This is a genomic window from Bradyrhizobium sp. USDA 4541, assembly GCF_024171085.1.
Taxonomy (GTDB): Bacteria; Pseudomonadota; Alphaproteobacteria; order Rhizobiales; family Xanthobacteraceae; genus Bradyrhizobium; species Bradyrhizobium australafricanum.
Map to the genome: position 1 here is coordinate 8,361,730 of NZ_JALJZF010000001.1, position 13,460 is coordinate 8,375,189.

General features: G+C 58.3%; 7 protein-coding genes and 1 riboswitch. Of the genes, 4 read left to right on the plus strand and 3 right to left on the minus strand.

What is annotated here, in order from left to right:
* Positions 1-54: 54 nt before the first annotated feature.
* Complete coding sequence (gene metE / locus J2R80_RS40010) at positions 55-2,400, minus strand: 5-methyltetrahydropteroyltriglutamate--homocysteine S-methyltransferase (protein WP_253641079.1); 2,346 nt, start codon at positions 2,398-2,400, stop codon at positions 55-57.
* Between the two features lie 97 nt (positions 2,401-2,497).
* A riboswitch (cobalamin riboswitch) is annotated at positions 2,498-2,700 on the minus strand.
* 1,232 nt (positions 2,701-3,932) lie between these two features.
* Between metE and J2R80_RS40015 the strand changes: the two genes are divergently transcribed.
* The 3 genes from J2R80_RS40015 (at position 3,933) to J2R80_RS40025 (ending at position 6,938) form a co-directional block, all read left to right on the plus strand.
* On the plus strand, positions 3,933-4,772 hold the full coding sequence (locus tag J2R80_RS40015; RefSeq protein WP_253640556.1) for a nodulate formation efficiency C protein: 840 nt from the start codon (positions 3,933-3,935) through the stop codon (positions 4,770-4,772).
* Between the two features lie 685 nt (positions 4,773-5,457).
* Complete coding sequence (locus J2R80_RS40020; protein ID WP_253640557.1) at positions 5,458-6,183, plus strand: thermonuclease family protein; 726 nt, start codon at positions 5,458-5,460, stop codon at positions 6,181-6,183.
* Between the two features lie 11 nt (positions 6,184-6,194).
* Positions 6,195-6,938 carry a carbonic anhydrase gene (locus tag J2R80_RS40025; RefSeq protein WP_253640558.1) on the plus strand — a complete coding sequence of 248 codons (744 nt, stop codon included), beginning with the start codon at positions 6,195-6,197 and terminating at the stop codon, positions 6,936-6,938.
* A 1,811-nt stretch (positions 6,939-8,749) separates the two neighbouring features.
* On the opposite strand, the gene J2R80_RS40030 is transcribed toward J2R80_RS40025, so the two are convergent.
* Positions 8,750-9,892, minus strand: a complete 1,143-nt coding sequence (locus J2R80_RS40030) for an 8-amino-7-oxononanoate synthase (protein WP_253640559.1) — start codon at positions 9,890-9,892, stop codon at positions 8,750-8,752.
* A gap of 705 nt (positions 9,893-10,597) precedes the next feature.
* Here J2R80_RS40030 and J2R80_RS40035 point away from each other — a divergent pair.
* Positions 10,598-10,813, plus strand: a complete 216-nt coding sequence (locus J2R80_RS40035; protein WP_253640560.1) for a hypothetical protein — start codon at positions 10,598-10,600, stop codon at positions 10,811-10,813.
* A gap of 719 nt (positions 10,814-11,532) precedes the next feature.
* Here the strand turns inward: J2R80_RS40035 and J2R80_RS40040 are convergent.
* On the minus strand, positions 11,533-12,276 hold the full coding sequence (locus J2R80_RS40040) for a Crp/Fnr family transcriptional regulator (protein WP_253640561.1): 744 nt from the start codon (positions 12,274-12,276) through the stop codon (positions 11,533-11,535).
* Between the last annotated feature and the right edge of the window lie 1,184 nt (positions 12,277-13,460).

Genomic DNA, 13,460 nt, shown 5'->3' on the forward strand with positions numbered 1-13,460 from the left:
GCAAGGAGAGAGAGAGAGAGAGAGAGAGAGAGAGAGAGAGAGCCAAGTGCAGGATCAGTGGCTTGGCCGATCAGATGCTGCGCGCAGTTCGCGGGCGGCGGCGACCATGTTGACCAGCGCCGGGCGAACCTCCTCCCATTTGCGCGTCTTCAGACCACAGTCCGGATTTACCCAGAGCTGCGAATCCTGCAACCGCTGCCGAGCCAATGCGATCAGCTCCTTCATTTCCCCTGCCTCGGGAATGCGGGGAGAGTGGATGTCATATACGCCCGGCCCGATTTGATTGGGATATTTGTAGTTCCTGAACGCGTCGAGCAGCTCCATCTTCGAGCGCGACGTTTCGATCGAGATGACATCCGCGTCCATTGCAGCAATCGCATCGATGATGTCATTGAACTCCGAGTAGCACATATGCGTATGAATCTGCGTTCGATCAGCAACGCCCGATGAGCAGATGCGGAAGCTATCCCCGGCCCACTCAAGATAGGCCGCCCACTCCGATCGACGCAAGGGTAATCCTTCGCGGAGTGCAGCTTCGTCGATCTGAATCATGGTCGCCCCGGCTGTCTCGAGATCGCGCACTTCGTCTCGGATCGCGAGCGCAATCTGGCGGCAGACCTCGCCTCTTGGAATATCATCGCGAACAAACGACCAGTTCAAGATCGTTACCGGTCCGGTCAACATTGCCTTCACCGGCTTGCCGGTCAGTGACTGCGCGTAGCGCCACCAGTCGACGGTGATCGGCTTTGGCCGCAAAACATCTCCGAATAGGATCGGTGGCCTGACACAGCGCGAGCCATAGGATTGCACCCAACCATTCCTGGTAAATGCGAAGCCGGCGAGTTGCTCGCCGAAGTACTGCACCATATCATTGCGCTCAAACTCGCCATGTACGAGGACGTCCAGACCGATGTCCTCTTGCCAGCGTATAGCGCGCGCAGTCTCCTCCTTGAGGAATTTGTCATATTGCTCGTCGCTGATCGCGCCTCGCGCGTGTGCCGCACGGGCATTACGGACCTCTATAGTCTGCGGGAACGATCCGATCGTCGTGGTAGGAAAAGCCGGTAGTGCGAAGCGCTTGCGTTGGATCTCGGCACGACGGACAAATGGGCTGGCGCGCCGGCGCATGGTTTGGTCGATAGCTTTCATCCGCACAGCGAGATTGGCATCACGAATCTTCGGCGAAGTTCGGCGGGCGGTCGCGGCACGTTGCGATTCCGCAACAGCTTCCGCAACGTTCTGGTCACCTGCGAGCGCTTGCGCCAGGATCGCAAGCTCACGCATCTTCTGAACCGAGAAAGCAAGCCAGCTCTTGACATCGGAAGCGAGCCCGATCTCGAGTTCAACATCGACCGGCACATGAAGCAGCGAGCAGGATGGAGCGATCTGGACACGGTGCCTGTCTAGCTTCGCAACGGCGGGCTCCAGCTGCTGGCGGAGTACCGACAGATCCGACCGCCACACATTTCGTCCGTCGATGACACCAAGCGACATGATGAGATCGCGTCGGCGGGCAGCTATAATCCGCTCCAACAGCTTCGGCGCGCGAACTAGATCCGCATGCAGTCCGGCAACGGGCATGTTCAACGCCGTATCCAGATTGTCGCCGAGATCGCCAAAATAGCTGGCGACCATGATCTTGACGTCAGGGGCCTCCGTGGTGAGCCGGTCATAGGCGTGCAGCAAAGATTTTCGCGAATCCTCATCCAAATCAAGGGCCAGGCAGGGCTCGTCGCATTGAACCCAGTCTGCTCCCCGTTTGGCCAGTTCTTGCAGAACCTCGACATAGACCGGTATCAGGTCATCCAGGAGCGACAGGGGCCGGAACGCAGGATCCGCACTCTTGCCAAGCTTCAAGAATGTGACCGGCCCGATCAGGACAGGGCGGGTCTGGAACCCAAGGGCCTTGGCTTCCTCGTACTCCTCGACAGGCTTGCGAGAGGACAGCCGGAACGTCTGTCCCCGATGAAATTCAGGGACCATGTAGTGGTAGTTGGTGTCGAACCACTTGGTCATCTCCTGTGCGGGCGCGCCATATCCGCCCGATCCGTGGCTGCAACTCGCAGTCTGGCGGTCCCACTGTGAACCGCGGGCCATCTCGAAGTACGTCTTGAGTGAAACCGGTTCGGTTTTCGAGGCGTAGATTTCCGGGATGGCACCAACCATGACGGAGGTGTCGAGCACCTGGTCGTACAACGAGAAATCGTTGGACGGAATGACGGTGACACCGAGGGATCTTTGGCGAGCCCAGTTCGCAGCACGCAGGCCAGCTGCGTCCTCGAGCAATTGCTGTTCGCTGATTGCGCCGGCCCAGTAACTTTCGAGCGCGCGTTTGAGCTCGCGCCTCGGACCGATCCGAGGCGTTCCAAGCGTAGCAACCGGAAGGGAGAGAAGAGACATAGCGCTAACCCCGTAGTTGGGGGCAAAGGCCATGGCGGACGCAAGCAGGATCGCCCGAGCGGCGGCTGCTTGGCGCACCACCGGGACACCCCGCCCGTGGACGTATATTGGTCGAGGCAGGTCTCCTGGCTCGCGGGTCATCGCCGCTGTCCGGCCTTCCCGAAGCCGCACCGGCTTCAGTGACATTGTTGGACAGCGGCTCGCCGCTTACAGTTGCGGGGGCAGCGCCGGCCTGTTCACCGGCTTCCCTCTTAGCTCCGGATCCAGCAGGACCGGAGAACCTCTACGATTTGAATTATCGGCAACAGACCTCTTCCGTCAACCTCTCAGATGACTCTCTCACGTCAATGCTGCCATCGGTGACTCAAATGGCCATTTAACGTCGAAAGTTGACCACGACTGGAAGCTCTCTCCAATATATGTGCCGAAAGAATTGTCGAAGGCGCAAGTCGCGGCGCTTCCAGCGTGCCGGCGTCCTGGCTCTCGACAGCCAAGAACCGCCGCCAGGGGCAAAACAGCTGCACAAGCTTCATCAGCATACCCGGCGCGCATGTTGATCTACGAGCCAACCAATACTGGTAGGCGACTTGCGGCCTCCGATGCCGATAATACTCGGGCACGCACATCGATTCGCCTCAACGAACGCTGGGAGGCCCGCAATGAAGAAAATGGCTGTTTGGAGCGCGGTCGGCGTCTTTGCTGTCACCGTCTTTGCGATCGGCCTATTCGGGTGATTGGTGAAAGCGTTCATGAATCAACCCGACAGACAGATGCTCTCGAGAATGTTGAGCAACGCGAGAGGAAATTAGCGCGACTTGATCGTTTCTCGCTTGCCGGCCGCCGCGACTGGAAACAGCGGCTCATCCGACCATGAATGCGTAGCCGAGGCCGCTGGACGATTGACAAGATCGAACCATCGTGCGCGTAGGCAGAAACGCGCGCGCCATATCATTTGCCTGCCTGACGACGCGCTTCCGAACGATTCCGCGCGCCCGGCGGTGACGAGCGACTTTTGCTTATCGTCAATTACGAGCCGATAGAGATCGGCTGATAGAGATCGCAGGGCGTTCGGGTGAGCACACCGGACCGGACGGTCCAACAGCTTTCAAAGGTGCCTCCCGATTTCTCATCCGTAAATCGGCAGCGGCCTTCGCCTGCGCCTCGAAGATCTGTGCGACAAAAGCTGAACCGGCCTACGCGGATCGGCGGAATGGAAACATAGAAACGAATGCAGGTCGGAAAGCGGACAAATACTGCACAAATCCGGCGCGATTTGCCGGCTATTTCCTGGCACGAAGGATGCAAGCTCAAGGGTGCCCAGGCTTCTCCTCTTGGGCAGGTCCAGCACAGCAAATTGAGGTTGTGGCTGGCCCACTGAAGTTAGCGGCGCGTGACATCGAGGGGACAGCGCCTGCTCGCGCGGGACATCGGCAGGCGCCCGTGTCACGTTGCCGCTAACTTCTTCCAATCGAGGATAGCATTGAAGGCTGCCCGCTTTGACGTGTGGATGAAAAACCGATGGTTCGGCCGTTATGAAGAGAATGTCTGCAAGAGGCTTGCTCTGTCTCTGTCAATCGCTGATTTTCCTTGCTGGGCTGGTTGCGACGGGCAACGCGGCGCGAGCCGGCGAAAGCGCGCTCGTCGAACGAGTCAAGTCAAACTGGCGAACGCAAGACGGTGAGACAATCGAGCACATTGTCTCCAAAGTTTCGAAAGTGGCGCAATTCGTCCCTCGAAACTGGGGAATCGCCGAAGGCATCGACCACACCGAGTATGTTTACCTTTCCTGGACCAGGCATCAGGATAACAGATCAGACGAGCATTACGTTATTACCTGGAAGGTTGGGACCGACGGAAAGATTGAAGTTGCGTCTCCCTATGCAAAGCCTATCGAACTCGGCTGGCGCGCCCTGGCGCTTTCACTCATCGCCAGTGAAGTCACCGACGGCGAAAAAGACGCAAACCTTCGTTTTCTGCATAATCCGGTCAATTTCAACTTTGTCACGACCGCGCAAGGCAAGCTCGGCGATCTGCTCCGGCACGGCCGCTGTCATATCATCGAACCTGTAGTCGTGGATTACGTTAGGGCGGCGAATGACAAGCCGACCGAGAAAGCGGACCGGTGGCGCGTTCTGCTGTTGGTGAACTGCAACATACCAGGCCCCCGCTACTTCACCCAAAATGGGGTCATCACCTTCGACAAGCGGGAAGGACACGATTGGGAGCCGCAATCTTTCCTTGCCAAAAGGATTGCGACTTTTCCTCCGGGGTCCTGGTTCCATCACATAGATCGAAATGAACGGGACGCGCTGGAGGCGGTGCGAAGGGCCTCGACAACTGATCAGGATGGCATCGCTACTCATGAGCGCTGAGCGCCTCGGCCCCACACCAGGATCCATCCGCCGGAAAATTTAGGCGTCCCAGCCATGCAAGTAGGAGGCAGGCTCCCTCCGGCCTGCAAGCCCAATGGGGAAAAGCCACGCATCAGGATGCCTCTTGCCCCAACAGATTCGCGGCGGAACTAGTGCGACGAGATACAACCGCGCTCTCGCCGGCGCGCCACGGGAGGCCGATCTTTTTTTGAGCAATCACTCTTATCGTGCGTTGTCCCGACTTCCGCTTTCCGCACCATGATGAACCTCGCGCAGTCCTGTCGAACGAGCAATCAAAAGAGGCTTAGCATCGCCGCTTCTTCCGTTCGGCGGCGAAGACTACCACCCGCCCCGCTTCTTCCGAGCCTTTGGAGAAATGGCGTGCCAGGAGCCGTATTCCTGGCTCGCGAGTGCAGCGCTGAAACATGCGGGATCTTCCTTTAGGTCCCAGGGAAGAGGGAGAGTCGGCTGGAGTGCCAGAAGCACATCGAAAAATGCTCCCAAAGAAATCTCTTGAATCTCACCCAGCGTCAGGTCGTAGGCTGAAAATATAAGCAAGCCTCCACAACAGCATCGTCGAACGATGCAGACGCGATGACATATGTCCAGTCAAGCAGTCGGCTGTGACGACACCGGATCGCTGCGATTTTGTGAGCCGATGAACCATGAGCGAAAGGATATTAGGATGAAGTACCGCGTAATGATGGCAGCATTGCTCGCTATCATCGCGTCTCCTGTTTGCGCGGCGAAACTGAGCGGTGCTCCCCAAATCCTTGACGCCAATACGATAGAGATCGAACGAACGCGAATTCGGCTCTCGGGTATCGAAGCCCCCGAGACTGATCAGATTTGCCTGGATGCTCATGGCCGGAAATGGGCCTGTGGAGTAGCGGCTCGCGACGCCCTTATCAACTACTCGAAAGGACGAATATGGGATTGTCAGACCGCAGGAGTAGACAAGTACGGCAGGTCTCTTGGCAGTTGCTTCATCGAGGGCCAGGACGTGAACGCCTGGATGGTAAGCTCCGGTTGGGCGCTGTCATCCGAGCCATCCGCCCATGTTTACGTCATCAATGAGGTGGCGGCGAGCAGTGCCTTTGCCGGTCTGTGGTCGGGGGCATTCATCACCCCCTGGGACTGGCGCCGCCGCAACAAGAGCACGATCATTGTCGGCGCGAGCTCGGTGCCGAACGATGCCCAGGAACTCCTGCTCGGATCCGCTCTGCTATCTGACCCACCGTCGCCCGACTGCCTGATAAAGGGCACCGTCGAACGTAACGGCGAGCGCACGTATCACTCTCCTGGGCAACTCAGTTACGGACAAATCGACATGACGAAGAAACCGGCTGAACGCTGGTTCTGCAGCGAAAACGAGGCCGAAGCCGTGGGGTGGCATAGAGCCGCGCGATAGAGGTCCTATCCATGCATGCAGACCGTTCACAGGATGCCCCCTATCCGACCGAGCTCGCGCCTTCGCGCCGCTCGCTGTTGCTGTTCGCCATTTCGGCATTTGTCGTGCCGTTTGGCGGCAACATTGTCGAGGCGAAGCAAGCAACAGCGCCGCCGAAGCCGGATAACCAGCTCTCGCCCGACGCTGCGTTGAAGCGGCTGATGGAGGGTAACGATCGTTATGTGCAGAGCGTGTCGCGAGGGCGCGATCTGGAACGCGAGCGCCGGCTTTTAGTCGATAGTCAGAATCCATATGCGGCGATTCTGAGCTGCGCCGATTCGCGGGTAGCGCCCGAGCTTGCCTTTGACAGCGGACTTGGTGATTTATTCGTATGCCGCCTCGCCGGCAACTTCGTCAATGATGACACGCTAGCTAGCCTGGAGTATGCGGTTGCCGTGCTGAACACGCCGTTGATCCTGGTACTCGGTCACGATCACTGCGGCGCGATAGACGCCACGATCAACTCGCTTGACGAAGGCAAGCCGGCGCCGGGACATATCCGCTCTCTCGTCAGCGCGCTCGCGCCTGCCGTGAGAGGGTCGGGCCACCAACCAGGTGATAGCTCCGCCGATGCGATCCGGCAGAACGTGATCGATAATGTCAATAAGCTCAAATCCGCCAGCCCGATCCTGAACCCGGCTGTTGAGCAGAACACACTAAAGATCATCGGCGGTCTATATCGGCTCGAAACCGGCAGAGTCGACGTATTGGGCTGACGCTGGTGCCTTCTCGCGATCGCCCAGGCATTTGCAGGTCCATCGGGCTGCATCAAGTACACCGGACGTGATCCGCTTCACGATTGTCATAGCTTCGGGATAATGTTTTGCGTGGTCTCCTGATACTGGTCATATTCTTCGTACGTGTGTTGGCAACGCGCGGGCCTGCACCAGGAATCACGATATCGCGGCCGATGGTGGTCATTATCACTGTCTGCAGCAGCGTTGCGACGGCCACGCAGATTTACCCGCGGCCATCGCCGCCCGTGGAGAGGCTATCCTTCGCGTAATTGTTTTGTGGCCTTATGGCGCGTTCGAAGAGACGGCGATTTCACGGAACTGGTCCATGCCGATTCGGCGGCTCTCTGAAGCCGCGATCCGCCAGGGGCCGATGCTGTCCACCCGCTGGCGGCACGCGACAGTCCATTGCTGAGCGATGAACAGTTGACATAGTTGGAACCGAATGACCGCAAGATTGTAGCGGCCGGCTCCGCCGGTTCTATCCCCGGTGTCTCACCCAGCCCGCCTGAGCCTAACGAATCCTCCTCCAACAATTCTGAATTGTACGCGCGGCCATTGAGCGCAATGGCTGTTGTGTCGTTTGGACTAGGCATGAAGCCCGTTTCCCGCAGCTTCTCGAGTAGGGCTGGGCGCGCCCACTGCTCCGGAAGCGGAAAACCTCTACGCGGCGTCTCGAAGATGAATGCGCCGAAATCTGGTGCCCCGCCGGCCCTGCCCAATATTTTGGTCCTCCGGAGGGTTATGAATAAGACGCACGCCGCTGGAGGGTCCGTCGCGGCCGTATATCGATGCCCTTTGATTTCATAGGTCATACTCGGCTGGTCGGCATCAGGCAGGAGACCCAAGTGGTTCAGTCTCTCGACCATTTACCCTGGGGCGGATTGGGTGCCGTGGGAAAACTTGTGGGGAACGGCGAATGAGACATCGTATGCCGCCTCCTTGGCCATGGCGGACGACGATGGCCGGGTTCATTGATGATCCGACCAAATAGATCATGATCCTCTTGTGTCCAGGCGTACTCTCCTAAAGACCCTTGGGATCCGCCGCCGTTGATCTCATTGAAATCCATACAGCTGTCCTTCTGTGCAATCTCTTGCAGATCCTCCCCGCCGGTGCTGCCACGGTTCCGGTCTAGACGCCTCGACATCGAGAGAGAAGGTTTAGGAGGCTTGGCTTTCGAGAAGCTGACGCGTTTCGGGAGACGCACCGGCACGCGCGGCGGTCGTGGATCACAGGAAAGGTGATGTCTCGGGTCCAGGCCTCGAGCTTAGGTCGATAAGCCCAGGCGAACGACCTACAATCATCGACCTTAGGCCGACATCGAGAAAGGGGCGGGGTGCCATCCTAAACCTTCCTGCAATCCCTCCCGTGGACGAGGGGGCTCCACTGCGAGATGGGTCGATCCGGCGATCGGCCGGCATGCTGTTGGACGCAATATCGAACGGGTTCAGGAAGCTATACGAGCCGGATCGTCCGACCTTGGCGATCAAGCAGGGCTGAAGATTACATAGAGGAGAATTGCGACGACGATGGCTGTCCAACCCACCGATGATAGGAAAAGCGCTACTCGCGTCGGCATGTGTCGATTTCTCATGTATCAGTCAACGAAGAGGCCGCCAGTGTTAGAAACGCAGCCTCGCCGCATTTGTGTGAGCTCACGTGCGCCGCACAAAGCGGCACAATGCGTAAGGACATCGTGATCACCGATCGGAAAGGAGACAATTTACACGCACCGGCGCATCCCTCGGATATCGATCCGGATATCGGCGTCACGTCATGATTTTGCGACGTCACCGCACCTCACCCCAAGTCTCTTCGACCAACGCATCGATCATATCGGATACATCATCTTGCCCGACATTAAGGGTCAGCGAAATCCGCAACCTTGCCGTTGCCACAGGCACTGTTGGTGGCCGTATGCCGCGGATATCAAAGCCGCGCGCCTGCAGTGCAGCGGCGAGCCGCATCGCGCGGACGTTGTCACCCACGATGTAAGGAACGATCTGTGAGCTCGAACGGATCGGCCGGCCGCACATGGCGAACTGCCGATGCGTAAAATCGACAAGATCGGTCAGGCGTTTCTGTCGATCAGGCTCCTCCTGTAGGATCAAGAGCGCTTCCCGAGCAGCGACGGCCATCAGGGGCGATGGCGCGGTGGCGAAAATGAATGGACGGCACCGATTCACCATGAAGTCGCGCAATACGCCGGAAGCGGTGACAAGCGCGCCCTCCGTCCCCAACGCCTTCCCGCAGGTGTGGACCACCAGGAGATTTTCGCGCCCCTCATAGGGCGCGGTGAGCCCCCGTCCCTGGTCGCCGTAAACGCCTGTGGCATGAGCCTCGTCCACGACCAAGAACGCCTCGCAGCGCTCGGCGATTGTAACCAGATCCTTGAGGGGCGCGAAGTCTCCGTCCATACTGTAGAGGCTCTCCACCACGATCCAGACGCGTCCCTTTCCGCCCTTGGCGCGCCAGTCACCAATCGCATCGTCGACCGACTGGGGATCATTATGGTCGCTTATCCGGAACTCGGCTCGGCCCGCTCGTGCGCCTTCATGAATACTGGCGTGCACGAGCGAATCGAGAATAAGCAGATCGCCCCGCTGCGGCAGCGTTGTCAAAAGAGCGAAGTTTGCGATGTAACCGCCTCCGAAGAACAGCGCTGTCTCCGCGCGGAAGAACCGCGCCGCCTCCGCTTCGAGAGCTTCGTGCTCCTTACAATTGCCGCGCAGGAGCCGTGACCCACCAGCACCGATCGGCGTGCCTGCATCGAGCGCCGTGAGCAGAGCCTTCTTCATACGTGGCGCGCTCGCCAGCGCCAGATAATCGTTCGAAGAAAAATCACTTCCTGCGCGCGACTTCAGTCCGCGCAGCCGATCGTTTTCTTTCAAGGCTTGCAGGGCCGCGACATAGCCATTCAGCGGCGTGTTCATTGATCAATATCCTGCCGCCCCGGAGCAGGGCGCGATCAATCGAGTCTTCGTGGCACGGATCTGTGCTTGTATCAACGACATGCGACGGATTCGCAAGCAGATCAAGCCGCGCAGGCCGAAGAAGCACCGCGCCGCCACCTCGTCGGTCACGGACTGCCGTTCAGCGAAAACAAGCCTCATGAATAAGCAAGCAGGACGAGCATGCCGACGCGATTCTCGACACGCCTGCGCTTGCCGGTGATGCCGACGCTGCTCACCTTGCCAGCGTCACGCGGAGACACCTGCGCCCCCTCATTTATCCGCACCTAAAGATCCTCCCGAACGGCCGCTGAGAGAATGAACCAGTTACATGCGCGGACCATTCTGACCTCGCCTAGCTATTTGGCAGATTGGGCACCCTCATGCGCGCGCAAACTTTGTACAGAGCGGACAAGCACGCGTGCACTCAGCGAGCGTGATCCAATTGTGTCATAAGCGCACGCTCCGTACCCCAAGCGAGTGGCGGAAATCGAATTTTCTTCCTGCGGCTTTACATCGTGAACCACACTCCCTGGGGATGAGCTTCATCAAAAACAGGCACTCAAACGCCGGTTTCAAGCGACACGTGGGGACGAATTGCATTTAAACATCGCGCTCAGCGAAGATAATGATGCGATCAAATGCGTCTCGCTGGCTCGTTGGCGAAAATCGAGCAGGAACAGGAACATGGTCAGTCATTACTACCGACTGCTTTACCGATTCCGCATGCGCGCATATACCGAAGCACTGTTTCTGCGTAGCAGGCACGAGAAGCAGGAAACGCTCTGGCTGCAGTGCAGCCTGATGCGCCTTGGGCGCGAACTACGGCAATCCGAGCACTGGTCCAGTGCAGCGGGTCGTCCGGTCCAGGACGCGGCCGAAGCTATCGGTTGCTCCATCTGAGGACGCGGCAACTCGTCCTGCAATAGCGCGTTACGGCGGCAACAAGCGGTGCTGATGGCCGTGCATCAACGTGCACAATAGCATGAACAAGCGCGAGAAGCACCTAAGGAGGAAGTCATCATGAGATGGTCATGCTGTTGGATGGAGCAGGCCCGCCGCGGGTATCATGGCCACTTGTCATCCACCTGCACCGCATCACCGCATGCGCTATTCCGCGCTGACCGATCCTCGCTTGGCAACACCGGTCGCGGGCCCGAGCCGTTCGGTCGGATCGCGCCCCAGCTTCGGCTTCAGCTGCGCTAGTTCAATAAAGAGGTCACGTGAGGTTATTTCAGATCACTTCATGACATGCGCTTTGATGCGCGCAACATCCCTCTTGCAGCACCGCTATTCGCACTATTCACCTATCGTCCCGCGATGATCTACAGCGGTTCGTGTTTCCGTCTGCATGCCCCGGCAACGAATACTTTGATTCTCTTCGGCTGCGCTCCGACGAACTCAGTACGCAACGGACGAGCAACCTTCATTTTAACCCGAGCGTCTCATTAGCGCCCTTCGCCCGAAAGTTGCCATCCCGATTAGGCTTTGACGTCATGACCGAGCCTGGATCCGGCGCCCAGCTCCAGGCGCCGCCGTCGCAAATTGGCGCAGCAACCCGGGCATCAGGCGTCGCGAAAGCGGCTATTGCCCCGGAAGAAACTAAGCTCCTTGAGCGTAAATCATCCGAGCAGGCCTCGCTCAGACCCTGACTGCTCGACCAAAGAACCCACGCGTCCAAGACAATGAACCGAAGAGGCATAAGCGCTCGAGACAAGCTTATAGCAACAGCATGCCTTTTGCTCGAGGGACTTGCGATCATCAATCTGCAAAACGCCGCGCTCCTTGCGAATCAGCCCGTATCCCTCGAATCGGACGAGCGTTTCCGCGACCGCGGCAAGGCGCAATCCTAAGCCGTCGGAAAGGCAATGATGGGTAATGGGCAGCATAGGGGCATCGACAGCATCGCTTGCCAAACAGAGCCAGGAGGCGAGTCGCTGTTCGCGATCGTGCCGAACTCCGCACAATGCTGTCTGAACGCACTGAAACGTCATCGCTTGGATGTAGCCAACGAGATGCTCTCGGATCTCAGGGCGTTCCTTTATCACTCGACGCAAATCCTCGATACGGGTCCGGTGCGCGCTTCCCGCAAAGAGCACGACCGATTGATGCGTCGAAAGACGCCCTCCCCACAAGAACGCGGCGCCGAGCACGCCCCGATATCCTACGACTGCCGTTTCTAGCATGCTACCCGCCGTGAGAATTCTCAGCGAAGCGAGGCCCGACTCTATGAAGTAGACGTGCTCTACATGCTTATTCGGCTCATGCAAAGCCATACCTTTTTTCAGGGTGATCGGCTCAAGTATCTCCCCTATTGCCGTAAGATCTTGCAAAGAAAGTCGCCCCAGAATCGCATTTTTGATCAAGGGCCGCTCCTTGGGGCACACCAAGAGACGACGAAGCATCGGCAGCGTGCTGAACGCCCCTTGTGAGCCACACTTTCGGAGCAGTCGAGCGCGTCGACAACGGCGGGCACGTGGTCGGCCATGGTCCCTTTTTCTAGCGTGCTTGTGCTCCGCGCGGTAAGCGGCCCCGCCCCCACCCACTAGGGAGACGAGGGCGGAGCCCGCCCCCCTTGCCCTGAAGCGGTAAGCCACGCTGTGCCATAGACTCACGGGAGTTCTGGTCTTCCGCGCGTTTTACGACGTCGCGTAAGATAATTTCAGATAGCCACACCACCAGGCTTTGAGACGCGCATTATCTTGCTTTGCAACGTTCCAGCTCGCACTGCTCGTCTGTCATGCCGAAGCTTTATAGAGAACTTTTTGTCATCGTTCAGTCATATTCATGTAGACCGCACGCAGTTGAGAATGCTCCGACAAATGCCGTACGTGAGGTACAAACAATCCAGTTCCTCGACAAAGTGTGTCATCTCGGCCTCAGATTTGATCGTTTCGCACGAACGCAAAAAGAGATCTCAGGACGGTTTCCTTTGGGTATGTACGAAGTAGAATATCGCCTCGTCCAAGACCTGCGTTGCGGTGGCTATATGAGCAGCGACAGTTCGCTGAAATAGAGCGGCCGGCGGCCGCGAAAGGTTGACTCACGCCAAGAATGCGCGAGTCCCCTGCGTTCGCTACGACAGACCACGAACGGGCGGACGGACCTGCAAAATCTTCAAAGGCTGCTCGAAGCTCTCTGTAGTCGCCTGCATGAGCTGAGGACTCTCGCAGCACCTAAGGCGGCGACTTGTGCGATGGCAGCGCCGCAAGCCGCCGTCGCATTCTACAAGCGCCTTGCGTCTGCTGTCCGCTTCCAATCAACAGCTCAAGCGGCGCGGACGAGCCTCGCTTAACTTCGGTACAAGTACAGAACTGTGCCCGCGCTGCCGTGAACCTTTGCTGCGACCAGCGATACGCCCATTTGTTCCAAGCTGTGATTAACGGCAAATAGCTGAGGCCGGCTATCCGCGGTTGAGGTCTATTTCAGCTCGCTCGCTTCGCGCCATGTCCGCTTGATGACACCGTGACTGGAACCAGACACAGAGCTCGCACGCATCCTGTTGACGCAGTTCGTGCCAGGCGAGCTCGCCCCGTGCAAACACAGCTGG